The sequence below is a fragment of the Legionella bozemanae genome (assembly GCF_001648595.1).
Taxonomy (GTDB): Bacteria; Pseudomonadota; Gammaproteobacteria; order Legionellales; family Legionellaceae; genus Legionella; species Legionella bozemanae.
In genome coordinates this window covers 60,702-82,803 of sequence record NZ_LBAW01000003.1, presented here as the reverse complement: position 1 = coordinate 82,803, position 22,102 = coordinate 60,702, and the positions used below count along the sequence as shown (strand labels likewise).

The following is a 22,102-nucleotide window of genomic DNA, read 5'->3' as shown; positions in this document are numbered from 1 at the left end:
ATGAAATTGTTTCGCTTAATAAATCAAATAGGAATTGGCTTTAGCATTTTTTGTTTTACTGTTGTAGTGTATGCTGGAGCTCCTTTATGGACTTTAATACCTGTTCCAGGATTTCCACCTCAAGTGTCTATAGGTACAACAGATACTGCCCAAGTAAAATATACAGTGACTAATCAGTCACGCAAGCCGCATACTCTACAGATGAAACCTATACAGGGTATTACTCCTTCAGGATGTACGTCTCCTCTAGGTGCTCATCAATCATGTATTTTGACTTTATATGTAAATGGTGGATTATCTGGAACTATAAAGGGTGGGCCAGTGCTGTGTGCGCAGGGAAATCCCAATCAATGCTATCAGCCAAGCCAGGCGGATATTTTGGATATTCAGATACTTACCCCTGCCCAATTAAGCGTCAGAGCCGCGTATGGGAGTATCTTTTTTGCTCCACCGCAAGTGAAAACAAGTTTCTACTTTAGTGACTTATTAAAGTACGAGGCTACTTTCCCACCAGAATCTCATTGGGCTCCACAAAAGGGCATTGTGGACGTAAATGGTCAATTCCTCATTATAGACGGACAAATTTTAAGTAATCCTGCGGAAATTACCTTACTGTTAAGCAGTGCGACAAGAATCCCCATCACGCCTCCTTATAATCCTATCATTCCTCCTGGCCCTGGCGCCTCTAATGATATTGCCAACCTGTTAGCTTATCAAACAGTAGATAAACAAATTATCTTCATTGATCAGTTCCAACGTTATGCCGTAGTTGGCGGCCAAGCCATTCAAATTCCTTCACCGCCTCCAGCACCTCCATCATCACAAGCGACCACATTCCTAGATTATATCAGCAACTTGCCTATGAGTAGTTATGGAAGTAACAAGCAGGTTCCTGCTAATTTTTCATACGATGTAGTACGTTCCTTAGCCTCTTTTGTAGAAGGAAATCCGAATGCGCCCAAGACAATTTATGTTTTTGGCGAACCAAACTGCTCTGTTTGCCATGATTTTTATGAGGGCATGCAGCCTTATGTTATAAGTGGGCAAGTATCAATTCATTGGATTCTAGTTAGCTTCTTGCAACCCTCATCTCAAGGCAAAGTTTGGGCTATCCTTGATGGAAGAGTGCCGCCTGGCTCAGGTTATCCTGCAACCCCGGCGGGCGCTTTTGCTTATAATGAAGATAATTTTAATATCATAAGCGAAAGCGGGGGTATTCCGCCATCAACTAATCCGTCAGCCTATGCTATTCGTTCCTTAAATGAGAATGAGTTGGCTTTCATTCGATATACAGGTCTTGTGGGAACCCCGACAATTATTTATATAAATAATCAAGGTCACACTGAAGTAATGGCTGGCACACCTAATAATTATCCTGTCTTTGTTAGCGATATAAGAGGGTAATTGAAATATGAAAAAGCCCATCAACAGTGGGCTTTTAGCACGCATAACTTGTAACTTGTTGAATGAGAGAAAGATTCCTATTTTAGTTTTAGGTTAATTTGCGGGAGCCGATAAGGATTATTTTTTTCTTGTAAAGGAGGAAGTCTAAAAAATCGCTGTTTCTCATGAAATAAATCAGCTTGTTTATCCATTTGATCGTCAGTTTTGCGTATGGTCACCGAAGTTGTTTCTTTATAAGTTTTAGCTTTTTCCTTTGATTGAAATGAGCTTGAACTAATTAATGTTCCTAGTCTTTGACCTGACAAATTAACGCTGGCCTTATTTTGAAATTGGGTTTGTACAAACTGCAATAAGCTATCCCATAAGGTTTTATAAGCTTTGGAGTTAGGGGAATATAGGTGCTGTAATAGGTCTTTTAAATGAGCGATATACGATTCCTCTCGCCAATCTTCAATCGCCAAGTTTCTTACAATTGCTCTAGGAAAGGATTCGAAAAAATCACCCGTAAGTAAAATAGGTATTACTGGTTTATGACTATGGATTATTTCGCTGAGCTCATCTTGCACCATGTGAAAATCCGGATTTTCATATTTTGATTTTAAAGAAGAAGTGCCTAATAAAATAACTGCGTCACACTCTTTAATCCGACTAATGTGGGATTGGATACGATGTCCCCATCTGCTATGTTGAAAGTCAACAAATACTAAAACTCCGGCCTTTTTGAGATCATTAGCTAAAATTAAAATAAAATTATGCATCCAAAACTCTTCTTTAATCTTATCGGGAAATGGCCAGGCATAACTTATAAAGACAGACGGCGGTAATTTATTCTTTGTTAGCATGGACTTATTCAAGGAGTATAAAACCTGATCTAGGCGTTCTCGAATATTATCTGCTAATGGAAAACTCATTATCCATTTATTTTTAATATAAGGCTTTACTTCGGTTTCTTCTTTATCCCTTAATGTCTTGCAAATATTATCTAATTTCATCAGTAAATCATCAACAATATCAAGAGGAATATGAGAAGGAAAAAACTCACTATATTCTTTTGAGATATAGAGCATATTTAAACACTTCCTATGACACACTTTTAATTCTCTAAGCAAACTAATTTGCTTTAAATAAAAACTCTGTTTCGGCAAATAATTAATATACTGAGTTGATTGCAATAAGCTTTCCAAGCAAGTTAAAAAAATTTGAAATTGAGGGTGTCTAGAGGAGTAGTTAATATTATTGAAAAGCTCATTAAGAGCGCTAACAATTTTATTGATTTGTAATAAATTTTCATTAAATAACATAGTAAACCATAAGAAAATATTAATTGGAAATTGGAAAATGCTTTTTATCTTTAAAGCGATTAGTTACTAAAATACTGTGAAAAAGAATCAAATTTTAAAATGATACACGCAACTTAATATAATGCTAGGGACAAAGATGTATTTTCTCCTGTTAGAGAAGACACTTTTAGCTGAAAATTGGTCTCAGATTTCTTTATTTAAATATTCTAAAACTCTAATCTTCCCTCATAGGATAATCTCAAAAATTCATTTAATATTTCTTGCTTATTTTTGTTACCTTTTTTTTTGCGAATTTCTTCAAAATGTCGTTCTACTGTGCGTGGAGAAAGCCCTAATATTTTAGCTGTTTGTTTGGCAGTTTTACCTTTTGCATACCAGAAAAGAACTTGTTTTTGCCTTAAAGATAATTCTGAGTTAAATGGGGTTGGTTTATCGGTTATTTTTTTTCTTATTTCTTGTATTCGAAGTTGGCACTTATTGTATTTATTTAAGTTATTAAGAATAAAAGAATCACTTAATATATTATTATTTTCTTTTTGTATTCGACTAAATTTCAAAGAAAATGCAGAACTAATTATGTGATCGGCCTCCCTAGTAAAATAATTAATAAAATCCTCAAAAAAAGTAAGATTATTAATAATGACATTTAATAATCCCGCATTTTTTTTTGAGCCGGAAAAAAAATAAAAAGCGGTGTAATCTATTGCGCGATGGCAGATTGTTATTCCTTGACCGCTATCGAAGTGAAGTAATCCATGCTGAAATACTGGTAAATGAGAGTCTTGAGGCCAAATGCTCACTCCGCTGTTAAATAATGTAGGATTTGTATCAAATATACTGCTTTCATATAATTTTAATTCATAATAATCGTTAATCCATTGAGGTCGATTGCTTAAATTTATTTGTGAGTTATTATCAAAATTAATCAGAACAGTGAATGTATGAAACCCTATTTCTTTCAGAGGAATACAATAAGATTGAATCCCGGTAGATAAAGCTATCATCTCTTTAATGGTTTGTGTGTTTTTCATGTAAGCAACCTTGCATAGTAAAGATCTTTATTCCCGATTTAATTATCTATTTTTATTATTTGCTTTATTTCAAGAAATTCTATGAGTAATGAACCAAGGTGAGTTTGCTAAAAGAAATAGTTAATTATGATTTACATAAGATAAATTTTCTTAAGAACCACATTTTTAATATTTATTCCTTAATCTAAATGGGCCATTTTTTATAATGGCCCATTTATTTTTGCAACACACTTTTTTCTTATCTTATAGTGAAATTTTTTCCTGGTACTGTAAAAAACCGCTTATCTGAAGCCATAACCATGATCCGTGCTGTGGAGGTACTCACAGATGGCACTTTGATGTAAGTGCTTCCTGAATTAGGAATGTGTGTTGCTAGCACATAAGGAAACGTTAAACCGCCATTAACTGAGAGCAAGATATCGACAAAAGGTGCATTAACAGGGAGATTATTTGTATTGGCAACCTTCCAGGTAATATTTTGATTAGATCCTTGAGTCCAGATAATACCGCTACGGTTAGGGTGAATTAAAAGAAAAGGGCCGGAGTTCGCATCGGTTGTTACGGTAACATCAGTAAACGCGTTGCAGGAGCCTACTCCAGGTGCTGGGTTATTCTGACGAGCGGTGAGTCTAAAATTAAGTGTTCGTGAGACAGAAGGCAACACTTCCCAGGTGAAAGGTCCTCCTCTAGCTAAATCATTTAGGTTAGGGAAATAGCGTATAGGTGACCTATTAGGAAGAAAATCTCTAAAATTGGGGCCTCCAGTGGCGCTTTTAACAGGTGGTTGATGAGTTATTTCTATATCCATTTGCTCCCAAATATAATTTAAAATTTCGGAAGGTGCCCCTGGAGTAACATTTCCTGTAAGAGTAAAGGGCGTATTCACCGGTATAACAGAATTACCATTCGTTGAATTAATTGTCGGTGCCGGTATAGGTAATGTTGAGGTATTCGAACCACAAGTAGGTGGGTTGGGCAGGGTAGCTAGATAAGCTTCAATCTGTTGTACCGAGAAGGCATGAAAAAAATCAAAACTAGCATTGATCACAGACGGATAACAATAAGATGCACCATAACTCATGGTAGTGACTCCACTGCCGGTTTCTACCGAAGATTCTGGAGTGCGACTGCATTCATTGTTTTGAGTATGTGTGGCACCAAATTGATGTCCTATTTCATGAGCAATAACGTTAATATCAAAATCGTTTGGAGCTACATAAAAGGATAAGCTGGCGGCACGAGCTTTATAAAGAGGATTACAGGTACTCCTTATAGTAGCCAAGCCTGCATAAGTAAGATCTTCCATGCTCTTAGTATAGCTATAAACATGGCCAACGTCATAAGAGTTTGGATCGATGGTATTATTGAAGAAATTTTGATTTTCCTCTATCAAAATACTCACATCATTGTTTGATGTATAAGGATTGGGTGGTGTGGGATTCGCTGGATCACCAAAAATAATGGGATAAGGAGAGGAGGGATAAGCGGGAGCTGTAGGATTGACTAATTGCAGAGAAATATTTAAATCACGCTCATATATCCCATTAATCCGATTGACAGTGGTGCTCTGTGCTGCAAGTACACCGGCGACAGTTCCTCCATGGGCTGCAGTATAGGAAGAAGTAGCGGCGAGCGCGAGTCTAAAGGTCCTTAATGTACAAGAAGTTGCCTCCGCTTTCAATCGTTGTGGTTCCATACTTAGACTATCTTCGACAAGGCACTGGCCTGGTTTGCTCACAGGGATTTCTTTATTAGTCCATACCCTATAAAGAGAATTAGGCGAATTAGATATTGGATCGATATAAAGAGTATCTTTTCCCGGTCTTATAATCATTGCATGAAAGCCAGCGGGGGTAATATCAAACTTAACAAACTCGTCAGAATTAGAAACACCATAAGCATTATAGGTTTTAATTTCAGGAAAGTGAGCAGCTAAATCAGGGTGAAGAGTATGATTTTCCCATACTTTATAAGTGTGGATACTTCCATCAGGAAACGGTAACTGAATCGGAGTGCCTGCGCTAACTTTGAGTGTTTTTTTTAATTGGGTTTGAAGGTGCTTTACGTCAATTTTAATTATTTTGAATGGAGTGGGATTTTTTATGTCTTGTTGCTGTATCCCAGATTGTGCAGAGAAGATAACCTGATTCAGATGATCCTCTGGCAAATTTTTACTCGCATGTACTACTCCTGAAAATAAACCCAACACAACTATAGTGGCGGACAGCCTTGTCATTATGAAGCTCCTTATGTAAATCTAGAGATTATGGAAAACCTCTAATAATGTCAATCTGGGTATTATTACCCATAACTTATGCCCTGGATTTCCATAGTTGATTGTGAAAGAATCAGTTTTTAAGTGATGAATAAAAGGCATAATTTTTCAAAATTAATTTGCTCTAAACCTAACTAATTTTTGTTGTTGAATATTAAAAACCACTAAGGATATATGAATGCTTATAAGGACGTTAAAAATAAAACCAGTCGTTGTCGCTATAGCTCTTTTAAGCTTAAATGCATTGAATGCTAATGCTCAAAATGAATTACTGGGTGCAGGGACTCCCTGGACTAAACGTTATACCGGTCAAGGGCTTGGAGGAAGAAATCAGTTAGGAGGTTTTGTAGATAGTTTAATTCCTATTCAAGGTAATGCGAATCATTTATGGTTTGCTGACGGTAGTTTTATGGCTGGGCGGTATGATAATTATGCTTTTAGCCTTGGTTCGGGTCTTCGTCGTTTAACTACTTTAAATACGCATGAGGTTATTTTAGGCGGTTATTTTTTTGGTGATTATCAACGAACCAGAGCGCATACCCATGCATGGCTTGCAAACCCTGGTATTGAACTATTGACTCGCCATTATGAAGCACGTATTCAGGGCTATATTCCAATGAGTGATCGCCAACAGCCTTATCAATATATAATGGCGAGTGATATTCCTCAATCTACATTAAGTGATTCGGGGATGACTAATTATTTAGCTGGTGGTCACGGGCATAGTTTTATTGATACTCCGGTAGCTTTGGTGAATGAGTTCGGTAATGGTGTAGAAGGAGAGGTAGGGCGTTATTTCCCATTCCTGAAAGGGGGATGGGTACGAGGAGGTGTCTATCACTTCGATTATAAGACCGCAAAAAGCATTAATGGAGTAGAGGCCAATATTGAATTATATATGAATAATAATGCATCGCTTATTGTTCAAAATAATTACGACAACCAAAATAAAAATAAGTTCTCATTAGGAATTCGGTACAGTTTTGGCGGTCCTAATCATACGGATGTTAACCGATTAAGCAATCGAATGGAAGAGCCTATTATTCGCCATATTGCACGTCAATCTTATGGTCTTGCGAGTCCTGTTCGTAATAGCTTTGTAGCCAGCGGGCCAACACAACTGCTTGCTGATAATGTGTGGTTTTTTAGTCCTCAGGGCAGTAATCAGTGGTCCATTAACTTAAATAGTTGTACCGCTGAAAATCCTTGTCTTGATTTGTATCAAGGTGTTGTTACTGGTATTAATGCTGTAGCGCCGAACGCGTCTTTATGGTTTGCGTCAGGAACTTATCAAGTTCCTACCATGGGCGCTGATGGTTTTGTTAACTTATATAATGGACAAAGTATTTGGGGCAGAACCTATGATTTTAGACAGCCAGCAAGTGGTAATGCTCGTCCCGAGATTGTTGGAGGGTTATGGTGGACAGGTAATGGACTGATTCATGATGTGCAAGTTACCAACAACAACCAGATTATCCCTTCATTATTGACTGAAACAGGATTTGATGAATTAATCGCTGCAGGTGCTACTGGGAATATAAATGTTTATAATTCAGCTGTAACTGCTACTGGCAGTGGTGCCCCCGAAACATATGCTGTCTTTGCGGGTGAGAATGCTTATGTAAATAACACGACTATATTTTCCGCAAGTTTAAATGAGGGAAATACCTACGGCATTTACGGTAAAGATAATGTGTTGGTAACTAATTCTAATATTACTTCTGGTAGTACGGGTTTAGGTAGTGTTTTTGCAGTTAAAGCAGACCAGGATGCATTAGTATTAACTTCTCTTTTGGATGTAATAGGAACTGATTTCGCAACCTTAACTGGAGTTTATGCAGAACACAATGCCAGCCTTATCTCTTCCATAATGAGTCTAAATGGACTTGGCGAGCAATATGGAATATATGCTCACAATAATGGTACAACGACTAATTCAAGTCTTCATCTCCAGAATTCGGCTGCGCAAGTGTATGGTCTTTATACTGATAACGACGCTATAATGACCCAAAGCACCATAAATGTTGAAAGCCTACCGGGTCTAGGAAGTGCTGCTTATGGGATCAGTGCTGTAGGCAATGCAACTATTAATAACTCATTCATTAGTGTTGCCAGTGACGGAGGACTTGCCTACGGGATATCAGCCTATGATGGTAATGTCAGTAATTCTACCGTTAGTGCCGTGAGTGAAGGGAATGCTACCGCAGTATCTGGCAATAATGGTTTAATAATAGATAACTCTATTATTAGTGCAATTGCTAATCAGGGCCAGTCTGTAGGTGTATCGGCCTATGATGGTACCGTTATGAATTCTATCATTAACACCGTGAGTGAAGGTACTACTATCGCAGTATCCGGCAATAATAGTTTGATAATAGATAATTCTAGTATTAATGCTACTAGTGTTTACGAGACCCTTGCGGTATTTGCCAATGATAGTATTGTCACTAATTCCATCATTAAGGCTGTTAGTGAAGGAAATACCTTCGGAGTGTACGGTAACAATAATTTGATGGTAGGTAATTCTAACATACAGGTCTTTGGTGGTGGTTTTGCCTATGGAGTGCAAGCTTTTAACAACGCCACTGTAGACAGCTCTAATGTTAGTGCTGTCGGCGGAGGGCAGACTGTAGGAATATTGGCGGTCAATGGGCTTACAATAACTAATTCCATCAGTAGTGTTATAGGAGGAGGAGATACCTATGCAGTTGTAAGTGATAGCAATACGGTCATAATCGATAATTCCACAGTGAAGGCAACAGGTGGTGGAACGACATACGGCGTATACGGTGATATGGACGCATTCGTAACGAATTCCACGGTAACTGCAAATGGTGGAGGTGAGGTGGTGGGTATTGCGGGTTTTAATCGGAATGTGGTTGTTACGAATTCAGTAGTTAATGCGAGTGGAGACCTTTTCACGATGGGGATTTTAGCGGATCTATTCAATAGCAATAGCGGTAATGCGACGGTTACTAATTCTACGATTAATGTTTTAGGAGGCAGCGGTGAGGGATATGGAGTTTATGCCGCTAATATGGTTGTTTTTGAAGGAAACGAGGCGTCCCATGTATCAGCTTCTGGCGATATTTTCGCGATACCAGTATTATCGACTACTGTTGTCAATAATAGTTCACCTAAATCGCAATGCTCCTCTAATGGCGGCCCTGAGTCTGATTGTTAGAAGGCGAGAAATTAACTATGTTGGCAAAAGCAAGAAATAAGGGTACTTAATACAGTTGGTTGTCGTTAATAGTTAATGGGGCATTGGTCTCCAAACTGCATGAAAACGGGAAGTTTTACTGAGCATTCATTAGATGAAGCGCATAACGCTTCCCCGTGTATTGAGATACTTGTCAATTAGTCTTAAAAAATTTTAGAGTGGCAGGGATTATCGCCTTGCCCTCGCCCCGGAGATGAAAGGAGATGCGACATGAGGTGTTGTTTCCCTTGACCAACAGTAGGAAGCATTTATATTTAGAAAAGAAGCTATTTGCTCGTCCTATTATTATCACTTAATTTGACAGTGTTTGCTCGAATGCATAAGCTACTTTGAGTAAAAAAGCATCTCTATAATGCCCACTAATCATTTGCAATCCAATTGGCAGCCCATTTTTAGAAAAACCACAAGGTATCGATATCGCTGGATGTCTTGAAAAATTAAAGCACATGGTTAAAAAGGGTTCTGGAGCAAGTTGTTCTACGAGTCCAGGAAGACAATGGATAGTAGGTGTTATTAAAAGATCGTATTTAGCAAAAAACTGGTTTAATTTGGAACCAAACAAACGTCTTTCTTGTTCCGCTTCTAAATACTTATTAAGGGATATAGAATTTTCTTTAGAGGTCTTCAATAGCTCAGAGTCCATTACAGATTGCTGTTGAGGAGTTAACTTTGATACCAAGGAAGTAAGCATCGCAAAGCGAATGGTCTCATAAGCTTTGGCTCCTTTTTCAAAGAAATTGTTTCCTAAGTCAATTTCTTCAACAGCAACGCCTATTAAATTTAATTGAGCAACCCCCTTTTTAGTTACTTCCGCGACCTCTGGTGTAATAGGAGAATATACTGAACTTAAACCTAAATCTGGACTATAGGCAACTTTAATTTTTCTTACATTACCTTTTATCTTTCTTAGATAGTCAACATGCTCCGGCGGTAAACTATACCAATCTCGAGAATCGTATTGAGTTATCACATTCATCATTAACGCGATATCTGCAACGGTTCTGGCAATAGGCCCAATATTGGAGTTAGTCCCAAATGGTGACGGGGGATAATCTGGCACCCGACCGTGCGTTGGTTTAAACCCCACGAGGTTACAATGACTGGCCGGTACACGAATAGACCCCCCACCATCCGATGCCAATGCCAAAGTACCCATACCACTTGCCACTGCTGCCGCAGCACCACCACTAGAGCCGCCAGGGGTATAACTCTGATTCCATGGATTACGTGTTATACCAAAGAGAGGACTTTCGGTTGTTACCTTCCATGCAAATTCGGGCATAGTTGTTTTTCCCAAAAATACAGCCCCTTGCTCTCGAAGTCTCGCAACAGCAGGAGCATCAATATTCCACTGTTGATTAGGGTTAACTGTCTTTGAACCACATAAAGAAGGATAGCCCTTTGTTAAAATATTATCTTTTATTGTAAGAGGAATGCCATCAATGAATCCTAGTTCTTTTTTTCTATACCAACGCATTTCTGAGAGGCGGGCCATTTCCATTGCTGTTTCCCCATCAATGTGCTGAAACGCATTAATTTCACCATTTATATCTTGGATTTTCTGCAAAGTTGCTTGACACACTTCAACGGGAGACGTTTTTTTATCTCGATAAAGAGTGTTTAGTTCTACTGCACTTATGAAGCATAAATCCTTGTTCATGATTTTTTCCTTATTGAGCAAGAAATAAGAATTCGAGCAGCACATTTTTAAATGTATTTTTGTACTTAAACAAATTCTTTAAATTTTATAACCTTGTTTTTGGAGAATCTTAATTTTCGAACTGTCGCTCTACTCATGATTTATTTATAATTGTTTATCTTAAGATATATTTGTTTCTTTAGTTTAAAAAATAATAACATTTTTCATGAGGAGATTTGTAATTCATTAGTAGGTGTGATTGTTCTTCGCCTCAAGCATATCAACAGGTAAAGAAGAATGGCTATGCTTAGTGAAAGTACATTAAATGAGTTATTGATAGTAATTCCTTTATACTTAATATCAGGATATTTAAAAAGGTTTTTATCATGAAGTTACCCTGTAAATTTTGTAAGAAAAGTATGGAGCCTATTGTAAAATTTGAGAATCGTCTCGTTACTCATAAGGTTCAAGTATTTTACTGTAGTATATGTGGTAAACAATTGTTTGTTACAGGCGGTATTTTTGAAAAACCTTTTTGGGAACGCCCATTTTATTTTTGGTGGTTAGGACCTTTTAAGAATTTAATATATCTAGAACAATTAAAAACCGTTTATACTCGTTTTGGTAAGGCAAGTGCCATAGGTTTTGCACTTGGTATTATATTAATCTTAGCTTTTTCTTATTTTAATGAACTTAAAAGCGCTATTAGTATTTTAATCCAATTTCTTAAATAACGCAGAATTTCCTTTGTTTAAGAATTCAAAAATTACTCTGCGCTGGAGTTATGGAGAAATTAAATGCTTCGTTAAAATTGTAGGGGTTACTTAAAAAAATCTTGTTTTCTATAATTCATTTTTTATTTGTCACGACCAGCAATTCTCTTAATATATTCTGTAAAAGAAACAGGGATTATTTTTAAAATTTTTGCATCACATTTTCCTCATTTTATCAAAGTAAAATGGATTCTATCTTTTCTCTGTTATATTCTAACTCATTAGTCCTTTAACATAACGAGCTATTAATTCTAATCTATATAAGTCAATAAACTATTATCATAGGTTCAATTTAAAACACTGGTATTTATATTCACTGATATATAAAAAAGGAAATCGATATGAAAACTCTTAAAAAAGAAGATCAGCTTAATATTACTCCCGATGAAGCAGTTGATTTACTCAAAAGAGGAAATGAGCGTTTTATTCAAAACTTGCGATTTAATCGTAACCTTCTTCAACAAGTCAATGAAACAGCAGAGGCACAATACCCTTTTGCCACGATTTTAAGTTGCATTGATTCAAGAACACCAGCAGAATTAATCTTTGACCAAGGTCTAGGTGATATTTTTAGCATTAGAATTGCAGGTAATATTGTAAATGATGACATTATCGGTAGTTTAGAGTTTGCATGTAAGCTAGCTGGATCTAAACTAATTGTAGTGCTTGGTCACACAAATTGTGGTGCAATAAAAGGGGCTTGTGATGAAGCTCAGCTAGGATATCTGACTCAGCTTTTAGATAAAATAAAACCTGCAATTAGCTTGGAGAAATCATTTAAAGAAAATCGAAACGGGAGTAATCTCGCTTATGTCAATGAAGTTGCCAAAATTAATATCAAAAATAGCATTCAAAATATTCTAGATAAAAGTAGTGTTATAAAAGAGTTAAAGGATCAAGGAACCATTAAAATTATTGGTGGTTTGTACGATGTTGCTTCTGGTGAAGTCTTATTTTTTGATGAATAAAATAGAATCGACACGTGTATTCTTTTCCTTATAACAAGAAATAAAGACTATTTTGACAATTAGGTATATATGTTTTACGAGTTTCAGAAAAAGAGGTATGATCTGCCTCTCTTTTTGAGCTGAATTTTCTACACATCGCTGAAAACCAGTTCAGCCTATTCCGACGTCCCGCGGCTTTGTCCGCGGGATCCAGAAGATCTGCCTAAAACACTGGACCTCGCGGACAAAGCCGCGGGGGGTAGGCAAGGATGTGCTCAAGAGACAGTTTTTTGAGAAACAATATTTGTTTCATGGTGCAATGTATTAGGTTCTATTTTGACTTAAATTATTTGAAAACTGTCTAATTTGCCTGACATATTAAATACTTTTTCTATGAATCTGTTATTGAAATTGATAAATTAAAACATTCAGTTCATCACGAGATTTATATGGGTGTTGCATTAATCTGGTTTCGACAAGATTTAAGGCTAAACGACAATCCTGCGTTCATCGAGGCTTGCTCTCATCACCAGTTTGTGATTCCGTTGTATATTTATAATGAAAAAAATAGTGTGTTAGGAGGAGCACAAGCCTGGTGGCTTCACTATAGCCTTATTTCTTTAAACCGCTCCTTAAATCAATGCGGATTAAATCTTGTCCTTCGTAAAGGTGAGCCATTAGAAATTATTTTAGATTTGGCCAAGACAATTTCTATAAGCTCAGTATTTTGGAATCGTTGTTATGAGCCATCAGCTATTTCGCGTGATAAAAAGATTAAAGCAACTTTGTTGGAGCGAGGCATTGAAGTCTACAGTTCGAATGGAACCTTGCTTCACGAACCTTGGACGATAAGAAATAAAAACGGCGATTATTTTAAAGTGTTTACTCCTTACTGGAAATACTGTAAACAAATTCTTAATATTCAACCGCCTATGCATTTAGAGCATCGTCCAACTGGAGTTGAGGTTCAAAGCGATAAGCTTTTGGATTGGAAATTATTACCCAACATCAATTGGGCAGTACAATTTAGTAATTATTGGACTCCAGGAGAGGAGGGGGCGCAATACAAACTTCGTCAGTTTATCAAGTATCATCTCAATGGGTATAAAAAAAATCGTGATTTTCCTATAAAAAATGCAACATCACGTTTATCACCTCATTTGCATTTTGGGGAAATCAGTCCGTTAACTATCGTACGAGCAATTGAATTAGCAAAGCTTGATTCAAGCTGTGATTTATCCTCAGCAGAACATTTTTTATCAGAGCTTGGGTGGAGGGAGTTTTCAGCTTATTTACTGTATCACTTCCCTAATCTTCCCTATGATAATTTTAGAAGTGAGTTTGATGCATTTCCTTGGCAGAACGATGAGCAATTATTAACTCCCTGGCAAAGAGGATTGACCGGTTACCCAATAATTGATGCGGGGATGAGAGAGTTATGGGCTACAGGATATATGCACAATCGTGTGCGTATGATTGTTGCGTCATTTCTTACTAAGGGGTTACTGATTGATTGGCGGTTGGGCGCCGACTGGTTTTTAGATACTCTTGTTGATGCGGATTTAGCAAATAATAGTGCCAGTTGGCAATGGGTAGCCGGATGTGGTGCTGATGCGGCACCCTATTTTCGTATTTTCAACCCTGTATTACAAAGCCAAAAATTCGATCCTGACGGTAGTTATATTCGTCATTGGGTTCCGGAACTTTCTAAATTAGAAAGGCCATCAATCCATGCTCCTTGGGAATCAACTGATTGTAATAGGATTTATTTGCATACAAGGTACCCCAAGCCAATTATTAATCATCATGAAGCAAGAATGAGGGCATTAAATTGTTACAGTCAGATAAAAAGAAAGAATTTCACCTGAGTCCTAATTTTTCATTAGTACATTAAATCCATAAGGAAGATAGTCCTGCATCACTTTACGAACATTATCTCTAATTGATAAATCTTGATCCCAACTAAATGTAGAAGAGGAAAAAAATCCTTTTGAAAGCATAACAACTCCTTTGTTAAATATACAATTTGTATTTTATTTAGATTAAGTGAACTGTGTGGTCTGTAAATAATTTATTTGAGAAGTATTAAAAGCAAGCACATGGTCATTGTGATCCAACTTACTTGCTCGTTGAAACTTGCAAAAGCAAAACGGGCTCAGGTCCTTTATTCTACAGGCAAAAGATAAGACCTGGCTCTATACACTTCACTGCACTTTTCGGCTCAAAATTTCTAATTAAAATATTAATACAATCTGATTGAACTTCGTAAAATTGGATTTACAATGTAACTGTATGTGTTATATCTATTAACTATGTATGGTGATAGGGCAGATCATTGGGGTAGTCAGAATATGCAATCAAAAAAAGATGTTTATAAAAGAAAGAAGCACAGGATGACACATGGTGTATCCAATCCACCGGTAGCAAAAACAGTAAATTTTACTCATGTATTCGAGCAATTCATGCGGACAGATCTCGAACGCCAGAATCTCAATAAACCGACTTCAGCAGCTTATGATCGGGTCAAACAGGAAATAGCCGATGCAGAAGTAGAATTAAATAAAATAAAATCAAAAAAAGGCAAAGCGAAAAAGAGAGCTACATTAAATGAATCGATCACTAAAAAGAAAAAATGGCTAAGCGATGTCAATGATGCCGAAAATAAAAACTTTTTGGCTTTCTGGGCAACTATGTTTCATGGTTATCGGATTGATTTAGTGGTTAATCAAAAAGAACATATTAGAAGGCAGGGGTTAGTTGTTAAAGCAGCTAGTGAAGAATTTGTAAAACTATTGCTAGCTGTCCTTTCGCAAGACATTACAATAGCAGGAAAAACATATTCTGCTTCAGAGTTAAAGAAATACAAAAGCATTCTTAATCGGTTTTATGAGTCAATTAAAACAATCGTTATCGAAGATAAAAATGAGATTACTTTAAAACGAATTAGAAAGCTCCTTGCTGGTAATGATTTAACAATTGAGCATAACTGCATTGGTCACGCAATCTATACCCAAATATATCAGGAAAGAAATCAATTGGTCATTACCCATTGCAATCGTGGCAATGGTCAGAGAGCGACTTATAATTTAGTTTATCGCATTAATATCACTGGCTTAGATTTAAATAAGTTAAGAACGGCCATTGAAAAAATTACCGGATTAGAAGTAGTAAACGGTAATGAAGAGGACTATAAGAAATTTTATGATCAATATGATAAGGCACTAAAAGATTTGGGTTTCAGTTTTAGCTTGGGCAAACATGTAAAATCCAAAAAAATAGGTAATTGTGTTCTGGCAAATTTAAAAGGTCTGTTAAAAGAACGATTACCTGAAGATGTCTATAAATGGTGTACCACGGAAATGAAGGACCTAAGCACTATCCAGCATTTGATAAATCCTATGCTGCAATCAGGCAAAGATCTAAAAAATAAACCCTTCAATATAGATACTGATGATGATTTTTTTCACCTGAGACAATTAATCAATTATATTTTTGATAAATCGGTGGAAGGAATAGTCAACTGTTATTTCGGTAATACCAGGAAATCTGAAACCCTAACAAAAGCATTCAAGGCGATAGGCCATTATGAGGCAGTAATTAATGAGAATAAAGCGTTGAGTAGAACGAATAGGGCTGATATCAAAAATTATATTCATTCAAGAATAGATACATATAAGAAAATATCAATAAACACCGAGATGCGAAAACCAGAGATCTTTTATCGAATACTGTGGAATGAGGTGGAGAAAATCGTTGCCTTATCCTCTGAAGAACAGAGTAACAATGAATTTTTCAAACATTTAATAAGAAAAGCTGCGAGCAATCCCCAATTTTTTAGTGATGTTTATGATTATTTTAACCGAGAGAAAAAAGAAAACAGTGGCGCGCTATTTAAATTAGTAGTTAGCCAATCTATCGACATCATAACCGATGATTCTATTCTAAATGATCCAGAAAACATTGCTGCCTATCAAGGCTCGCTACGAAGAATACTTTTAAAAGAATGTGAAAAGGTTCCTTGTGATCAAGACCTCATTGCTTTATTAACAAATACTCATTGGACCAATATAGATCCTACTTTATATATAGCTGCTTCCGTTGCTATGAAAGATCATAAAAACGATGATAATAAGCATGCAACACTTAAATTATTGTTAGATGCTACTTTAAAAAACAGTGAATTTTTAGATTTATTCATTCGAAAAAAGAAGCCTCCAGTTGCCACTTTTTTCAAACAGAAGAAACAACCTCAAGGAAGCTTCGAGTTTTCTGCTTTTTTTAAAGCGGCAGCGGCATTCATTATTGAGAATACAGAATTCCCTTTGACCCAAAAAAAATTGCAGCTGCAAATAAATAAAATTTTTCATAATACAGTTGAGCGTACAGCTGACAAAGATAAAGTAAAAAGATTTTTAGAACTTTTCTGTTATAAACAATTACTCGACTCTAAAAAAATCAATAAAGAAAATATAAGTGATTGGAATAAGCTCCATGTACTTGCTAATCAATGCAAACAAATCAACTATTGCTTTCCTGATGCACTGACAGTAGCAGATAGTGTACTGGATAGTTATCGCAAATTAACCACTAGACTAGCACCGAAACACGATGGAAAAGCCCCTGAGCGAGTTCAGACTGTCCCTTGCGTGGTTTAACAATAAAATGGTTTTATTAATGTGTTGCAAGCTTGGAGATTTTAAAATTTTGCGACATATAGGTAAATACGTCAGGTCTTTCCTTTAGCCTACAGAAAAAAGGAAAGACTTGCCCCCTAATATTGCTATACCAGAGCAGTTATTTATGAGTATGGAACACCTCCTCTAGGAGATGGTTCTTTAAAAAAACCAAGAGGCAGGGTAACTGTATTATCCAAAAAGCTAATGAATTATAAAAATTTGAGCTCCCATGTAATAAACCAATGAGGGCAATAGATTAAACCATCTGCAAATTCCAGATGGTTAATAAGAGGAAAACGAAAGATATAAACAATGTTTCAATTGATCTCTTTGAGAGCCACTATTCATTTCCAGTACAAATAAATTCCAGTTGATTTCTTGCAAGCTGTTTGGCTCGGTTGCTTCGAGATTTTCTTTCTTAAGAGCGGCTAACACCATGCTTCTGCACGCATAAATGAGGGAATGCAATTCCGTTATATTTTCTAATAAACGACTGTGTTCTTGTTTTCGATTTTTTTCAAGTGGTGTAAACATAATAAACTGCCTTAATTTAAATTTGATAGTTCAAATTATGAGCATGCAGTGTTAATGAAATATTAACTGGAATGCGTATAGTTTGTACTATTGTGAATTACTGCCGCTGAGAAGTCTTCAGTTTTTGTCCTTACAAATACGCTAACGGGGCTTTATAAAAGATGAGGTTCTCTCAGGCTTTCAGCACAGCCTACGCGTGTTGAATTAGCTCGAATATTTCACTATGCTGTATAAACTATTACCTTAATTAAAAAACGACTATGGCCCCATCCATCACTTTTATAATTCTATATTCATTAATGCCTGCCGCATTAATGTTTATTGGTGGAGGAATTGCCAGTATTTATCAGCCGGGTAATCAAATAACAAGTGCCACGCAACATTTTGCTGCGGGAGTTGTTTTTGCTGCAGTAGCAAAAGAACTTCTGCCCAAAATCGGTGCATATCACGATCCCATTGCGCTTATTATTGGTTTTTCGTTAGGTGTTTTGGGGATGTTGTTCTTAAAATGGTTGACCAGTAGATTAGAAGATCTTGAACAACAAAAAAACGGTATATCATGGGGGTTATTAACTGCGGTTGGAATTGATTTATTAGTAGATGGTATTTTGATTGGCGTCTCTTTTTTAGCGGGCGAAAAAGGAGGAATTCTTATCGCTATAGCCCTTTCCATTGAAATTTTCTTCTTAGGATTATCGACCACGTCCACTTTAGGAGCAAGGCAAGTTAGTGCACCTATCCGTTTGTTAGTGAGTTTTATTTTGGCACTCTTGATTCCAATTGGCGCAGGTCTTGGTGCAAGTTTGTTAATTCATTTACCTCAAACGGTTACGAATGTAATTTTATCTTTTGGTGTTGCGGCGTTACTTTATCTCGTTACAGAAGAACTTTTAATTGAAGCACATGAAGTTCGTGAAACTCCATTGATTACTTTGTGCTTTTTCGTTGGATTTTTATTAATTTTATTGTTAGAAGGCTTGGCAGCCTAGCAAGCGCAGCCTGACCAGTTTTGGGAATGAAGGTAGGACTGATTAAATTGTACTCCTGGTTGCAAGTAACCAGGCTTGCTGCGGAGCAGCGCCGAGAAATTTAGATGTGTTCATTATTTATGCTATTCTTAATATATGGTACTTTATAAAAAGATATTCATTATGGCCCAGATAGTCGGGGTAGTAGCCGCCCAGATAGCTTTAGATGAGGCTGATAAGATGCTACAAAATCAGGGGCAAAACCAATCCCAATCCCCTCCTGATGATCAAGATGACCAAAGCTTTTCCTTGAGTGCCCCATCAGGAGCTATATCTAGTTTAGATCCTATGCAGTTAGCCTCATCTTTGTTGCCTGATAATTTAGATTCGGTTTTGCAGATAAATGGAAGCGGGGGAGGACAGAATCTAGTTAGCTCAGTAATAGATGAAGGAGAGGATATACTTGATCAAGGCGTAAGTATGGGAATGTCATTTATGGGAAAATAGGGTGGTGTAGAATATTGATCATAGATAGACCCTTTCATATCCAGTTTTTAAGTATTCATACATTTGATATCCCCACATGCAAGCATAACCTGGCTGCTTGCAACCAGATTATGCTTACTGAGAAAGGGAAAGACCTACCCTCAATGTTTTTAACAATTCGCTAGAGATAGGGATTAAGACAATCTATGGGCTGTATTTAACAAATGATTCCCCACATCGACCAAGTTTGCGACACTAGGGATTGTCGAGTTTCCAGAGAAAAATCCATAGGCAGCTTGGGATGCACGCCCAACATTTGCAACGATTGCAATTTGAGACCATTGGTTCGGAATGACTGCTTCTGCCGCATGAATAAGGATGTCAGGAATATGTTCAATAAATGAAGCTTCTGGATTGGTCAAATATTGATAGGTAACGAGCAATGCAACTCCTGCATTATACCCTCTATATACAGTACCCCAGTTCAAAAAATTAGACCAACTAAAATTATTAGAACTAATTTCTTCTTTGCTAAATGACATTTAAACATCTCCTTTATTTTAAATAGAGCTTAGTTATCCTGAGGCAACCAAATGATGAACGTAACTCCTGTTAATAAAAATAATTGCTCGCTGAAAATCCATAAATCAAAACTCAGCAAGAATTTTTTAACATAAATAGGAGTTAAATTACAGAAATAACGGAGTGAAATTGCTACATAAAAATTGAGTATTACAAAACGAGATCCCATAGGGAAAAGAAAAGACCTATACTTAATTACTAATTATGCTCAATAATTAAAGTTGGAGTAAGTTATTTTGTTTTTTCATAATTTGCTCATTTTCTTTAATGCACCCTACGGTACTTAAGAGAACATGGGCAATACAATAAAATTTTTGAATTTCAGGATCGCGCGAACGAAAAAAAGGTAATGCACCATCAGGACTAATGCCTTCAATCTTATGTGCAAACTTACCATATGTATTTTCGTCACTACAATCTAATCGATTTAATTTATTTATACCATCATTGTTTTTTCGCCCAAAAAATCCTATTCCTTTCTTAGAATATTTGGCTTTATGTTCCTGAACCTCATATTTTAATGCCTCCATCACGTCCCGAGTTTTAAAAATTTCTTTAAATTTTTCTGGGCCTAGAGATTTTTTAGTGGCGAAAAACAGAGGAAGATTCTTGCCAAGTTCCTCCTTATATTCATGACATAATCGCTCCACTATATTTTCCCCAGGTCCAAAAATAATAGTTTTGGGGTTATCACGAATAAGAGGAGATATCGCTTTTATAAATTCAATATTTTCAAGAACCTCATTAAGGTCAACATCATTTTTAATTGCAATGCTTATAACTGGGGTAATTGAATGCCGTGTTTGAGAGTCAAATTGCAAATAAGTTAATAATGGATGTTGCTCTGATGTATTTAAATTAAGATTTGAACTCAGAATTTGCTCAACAAGCTTTAATTGAGCGTCCTTATCCATTAAATGCATGATTGGCGTAAGCTTCGCCAAGCAGTTTATTGCCATCTCATTAGTTAAAAATGACTCAACATTAAGTTCTTGATTAGCAATGTATCCGGACTGGTAGACAATATTTAAAGCAGAAATTACTTCTTGGTTATTCTTATAGCGATCAAAAAGATGTTGGCATTGACGCTGAGTTAAAATTAATAAAAATGCTACTTGTGCAGGGCTGCTGTCTATAGGTAATTCACCATTGGACGTATCAAACCATTTTCTAAGGCCATATTGTTCAATACTTCCATCGTCTAATATAGAAACATTATCTGACTTAAATGTTTCTTCTCTTTTTTTTGGCATTCCCATTTTGTCCTTAAAGATCCCAGGCATATAAATTGTTCTAAGCAGGGCAAAATGATCTACTTCTTTTCGTGTATAGTTTTTACATGATAGTGATAAATAGTCAAAGGAACCGGAATCATTTCCATGCTTTTCCTCTAATCTGTTATTGGCACAACCAAAATCGACCAAGGATAATTGATTTTGAGCATTAACGACGAGCTGATCGGGTTTTAAATCACCATGTACGTATGGAACACCAGATCTCGATAAATAACCTTGATGCAATAAATGACATTGCCAAGCTGCCTGGATCGCTATATCCACTCTTTGCTCTGGAGTTAAATCTGGGCTTTTGATTTTTTGCTTGACACTATCCCCACCAAATCGCATTAATACATAGGTTTGTTCTGGAATGTATTCGGAATAACCTGGTGCATCGTATTCCTTACTATTTCCTCCCTTTTGCCTTGAGGCAACGATGAGCCCAACATCCTTCCCAATCGCTATTTCTTCCTTCATTGAGTCTTGTAGATTGTCTGCACCAAATTCTTTAAGTTTAGCGCGCCTCTGAAGAACAGCTTTTTTCTCGACTTTCATTAAAAAAACATGTCCATATTCGTCCATTGCTAGACATCCCTTGCCATAATTACCTGAACCTATAGTTCCTTCTGCTCCAGGTAAAGTACAGACTAATTTACCATTAAAATTAAAAAAACTATGGTGTGTATCAGGAAGTTTTGCTCGCACTCCATGTTTAACAACGTATCTTTCTTGGAATTTTGTTTTATCTGTTCTTGCTAATTTAAAAACATCTGGATTGTTTCTAAAATATTCAGAAGCGGTACGAAATTCTGCGTTTAACTTAGGAGGCAAACGGCGTGGCTGTTCTAATGGATCAACTTCCATTGCAAGCAAAAATTCAGAAGCTGGATTTTTTGGCATAATCAAATATCAATTGCTACATATAACTGGAGTATAGAGCAATTACAAGGCAAATAGAATGAATATTGGATTTTATGTTCTAAAGT

At 36.5% G+C, this 22,102-nt stretch carries 16 protein-coding genes; 8 read left to right on the top strand and 8 right to left on the bottom strand.

Annotated elements, in window-relative coordinates; genetic code table 11:
* Window positions 1-1,404: a thioredoxin fold domain-containing protein gene (locus tag A8O27_RS03620; RefSeq protein ID WP_058458443.1), complete on the top strand. Its 1,404-nt coding sequence runs from the start codon at window positions 1-3 to the stop codon at window positions 1,402-1,404.
* A gap of 77 nt (window positions 1,405-1,481) precedes the next feature.
* On the opposite strand, the gene A8O27_RS03615 is transcribed toward A8O27_RS03620, so the two are convergent.
* From A8O27_RS03615 to A8O27_RS03605, 3 genes are all read right to left on the bottom strand, one after another.
* Complete coding sequence (locus tag A8O27_RS03615; RefSeq protein ID WP_131744471.1) at window positions 1,482-2,471, bottom strand: toll/interleukin-1 receptor domain-containing protein; 990 nt, start codon at window positions 2,469-2,471, stop codon at window positions 1,482-1,484.
* 440 nt (window positions 2,472-2,911) lie between these two features.
* Window positions 2,912-3,736, bottom strand: a complete 825-nt coding sequence (locus A8O27_RS03610; RefSeq protein ID WP_058458445.1) for a helix-turn-helix transcriptional regulator — start codon at window positions 3,734-3,736, stop codon at window positions 2,912-2,914.
* A 238-nt stretch (window positions 3,737-3,974) separates the two neighbouring features.
* Window positions 3,975-5,972 (bottom strand): reprolysin-like metallopeptidase, encoded by a 1,998-nt coding sequence (locus tag A8O27_RS03605; protein ID WP_058458446.1) that lies wholly within the window; start codon window positions 5,970-5,972, stop codon window positions 3,975-3,977.
* Between the two features lie 217 nt (window positions 5,973-6,189).
* On the opposite strand from A8O27_RS03605, the gene A8O27_RS03600 reads away from it, so the two are divergent.
* Window positions 6,190-9,195, top strand: coding sequence for a beta strand repeat-containing protein (locus A8O27_RS03600; RefSeq protein WP_058458447.1), 3,006 nt, complete (start codon window positions 6,190-6,192; stop codon window positions 9,193-9,195).
* 331 nt (window positions 9,196-9,526) lie between these two features.
* Here the strand turns inward: A8O27_RS03600 and A8O27_RS03595 are convergent, their stop codons facing one another.
* On the bottom strand, window positions 9,527-10,894 hold the full coding sequence (locus A8O27_RS03595) for an amidase (protein WP_058458448.1): 1,368 nt from the start codon (window positions 10,892-10,894) through the stop codon (window positions 9,527-9,529).
* A gap of 365 nt (window positions 10,895-11,259) precedes the next feature.
* On the opposite strand from A8O27_RS03595, the gene A8O27_RS03590 reads away from it, so the two are divergent.
* The 3 genes from A8O27_RS03590 to A8O27_RS03580 all read left to right on the top strand — a co-directional run bounded on the left by A8O27_RS03590 (window position 11,260) and on the right by A8O27_RS03580 (window position 14,461).
* Complete coding sequence (locus tag A8O27_RS03590; RefSeq protein WP_058460484.1) at window positions 11,260-11,607, top strand: hypothetical protein; 348 nt, start codon at window positions 11,260-11,262, stop codon at window positions 11,605-11,607.
* Between the two features lie 380 nt (window positions 11,608-11,987).
* Window positions 11,988-12,614, top strand: a complete 627-nt coding sequence (locus A8O27_RS03585) for a carbonic anhydrase family protein (RefSeq protein ID WP_058460485.1) — start codon at window positions 11,988-11,990, stop codon at window positions 12,612-12,614.
* A gap of 428 nt (window positions 12,615-13,042) precedes the next feature.
* Window positions 13,043-14,461: a cryptochrome/photolyase family protein gene (locus A8O27_RS03580; RefSeq protein ID WP_058460486.1), complete on the top strand. Its 1,419-nt coding sequence runs from the start codon at window positions 13,043-13,045 to the stop codon at window positions 14,459-14,461.
* Between the two features lie 3 nt (window positions 14,462-14,464).
* On the opposite strand, the gene A8O27_RS19280 is transcribed toward A8O27_RS03580, so the two are convergent.
* Window positions 14,465-14,593: a hypothetical protein gene (locus A8O27_RS19280; RefSeq protein ID WP_259293077.1), complete on the bottom strand. Its 129-nt coding sequence runs from the start codon at window positions 14,591-14,593 to the stop codon at window positions 14,465-14,467.
* 393 nt (window positions 14,594-14,986) lie between these two features.
* On the opposite strand from A8O27_RS19280, the gene A8O27_RS03575 reads away from it, so the two are divergent.
* A complete protein-coding gene (locus A8O27_RS03575; RefSeq protein WP_235810558.1) occupies window positions 14,987-17,248 on the top strand; it encodes a hypothetical protein in 2,262 nt (753 codons plus the stop codon).
* Between the two features lie 303 nt (window positions 17,249-17,551).
* Here A8O27_RS03575 and A8O27_RS03570 read toward each other — a convergent pair whose 3' ends face one another.
* Window positions 17,552-17,803, bottom strand: a complete 252-nt coding sequence (locus tag A8O27_RS03570) for a hypothetical protein (protein WP_058460488.1) — start codon at window positions 17,801-17,803, stop codon at window positions 17,552-17,554.
* A gap of 260 nt (window positions 17,804-18,063) precedes the next feature.
* Between A8O27_RS03570 and A8O27_RS03565 the strand changes: the two genes are divergently transcribed.
* Window positions 18,064-18,792 carry a ZIP family metal transporter gene (locus tag A8O27_RS03565; RefSeq protein ID WP_058460489.1) on the top strand — a complete coding sequence of 243 codons (729 nt, stop codon included), beginning with the start codon at window positions 18,064-18,066 and terminating at the stop codon, window positions 18,790-18,792.
* Between the two features lie 162 nt (window positions 18,793-18,954).
* Window positions 18,955-19,278 (top strand): hypothetical protein, encoded by a 324-nt coding sequence (locus A8O27_RS03560; RefSeq protein WP_058460490.1) that lies wholly within the window; start codon window positions 18,955-18,957, stop codon window positions 19,276-19,278.
* Window positions 19,279-19,451: 173 nt separating this feature from the next.
* Here A8O27_RS03560 and A8O27_RS03555 read toward each other — a convergent pair whose 3' ends face one another.
* Together A8O27_RS03555 and A8O27_RS03550 are read right to left on the bottom strand one after the other, a co-directional pair.
* Window positions 19,452-19,799 carry a hypothetical protein gene (locus tag A8O27_RS03555; protein WP_058460491.1) on the bottom strand — a complete coding sequence of 116 codons (348 nt, stop codon included), beginning with the start codon at window positions 19,797-19,799 and terminating at the stop codon, window positions 19,452-19,454.
* Between the two features lie 255 nt (window positions 19,800-20,054).
* Window positions 20,055-22,016 (bottom strand): protein kinase family protein, encoded by a 1,962-nt coding sequence (locus A8O27_RS03550; protein WP_058460492.1) that lies wholly within the window; start codon window positions 22,014-22,016, stop codon window positions 20,055-20,057.
* Window positions 22,017-22,102 lie beyond the last annotated feature (86 nt).

What these genes read in the sequence shown, in the direction of transcription:
- A8O27_RS03620 (WP_058458443.1), top strand. Translation starts at nt 1, where the DNA reads ATGAAATTGTTTCGCTTAATAAATCAAATAGGAATTGGCTTTAGCATT.
- A8O27_RS03615 (WP_131744471.1), bottom strand. Translation starts at nt 2,471, where the DNA reads ATGCTCTATATCTCAAAAGAATATAGTGAGTTTTTTCCTTCTCATATT.
- A8O27_RS03610 (WP_058458445.1), bottom strand. Translation starts at nt 3,736, where the DNA reads ATGAAAAACACACAAACCATTAAAGAGATGATAGCTTTATCTACCGGG.
- A8O27_RS03605 (WP_058458446.1), bottom strand. Translation starts at nt 5,972, where the DNA reads ATGACAAGGCTGTCCGCCACTATAGTTGTGTTGGGTTTATTTTCAGGA.
- A8O27_RS03600 (WP_058458447.1), top strand. Translation starts at nt 6,190, where the DNA reads ATGCTTATAAGGACGTTAAAAATAAAACCAGTCGTTGTCGCTATAGCT.
- A8O27_RS03595 (WP_058458448.1), bottom strand. Translation starts at nt 10,894, where the DNA reads ATGAACAAGGATTTATGCTTCATAAGTGCAGTAGAACTAAACACTCTT.
- A8O27_RS03590 (WP_058460484.1), top strand. Translation starts at nt 11,260, where the DNA reads ATGAAGTTACCCTGTAAATTTTGTAAGAAAAGTATGGAGCCTATTGTA.
- A8O27_RS03585 (WP_058460485.1), top strand. Translation starts at nt 11,988, where the DNA reads ATGAAAACTCTTAAAAAAGAAGATCAGCTTAATATTACTCCCGATGAA.
- A8O27_RS03580 (WP_058460486.1), top strand. Translation starts at nt 13,043, where the DNA reads ATGGGTGTTGCATTAATCTGGTTTCGACAAGATTTAAGGCTAAACGAC.
- A8O27_RS19280 (WP_259293077.1), bottom strand. Translation starts at nt 14,593, where the DNA reads ATGCTTTCAAAAGGATTTTTTTCCTCTTCTACATTTAGTTGGGATCAA.
- A8O27_RS03575 (WP_235810558.1), top strand. Translation starts at nt 14,987, where the DNA reads ATGACACATGGTGTATCCAATCCACCGGTAGCAAAAACAGTAAATTTT.
- A8O27_RS03570 (WP_058460488.1), bottom strand. Translation starts at nt 17,803, where the DNA reads ATGTTTACACCACTTGAAAAAAATCGAAAACAAGAACACAGTCGTTTA.
- A8O27_RS03565 (WP_058460489.1), top strand. Translation starts at nt 18,064, where the DNA reads ATGGCCCCATCCATCACTTTTATAATTCTATATTCATTAATGCCTGCC.
- A8O27_RS03560 (WP_058460490.1), top strand. Translation starts at nt 18,955, where the DNA reads ATGGCCCAGATAGTCGGGGTAGTAGCCGCCCAGATAGCTTTAGATGAG.
- A8O27_RS03555 (WP_058460491.1), bottom strand. Translation starts at nt 19,799, where the DNA reads ATGTCATTTAGCAAAGAAGAAATTAGTTCTAATAATTTTAGTTGGTCT.
- A8O27_RS03550 (WP_058460492.1), bottom strand. Translation starts at nt 22,016, where the DNA reads ATGCCAAAAAATCCAGCTTCTGAATTTTTGCTTGCAATGGAAGTTGAT.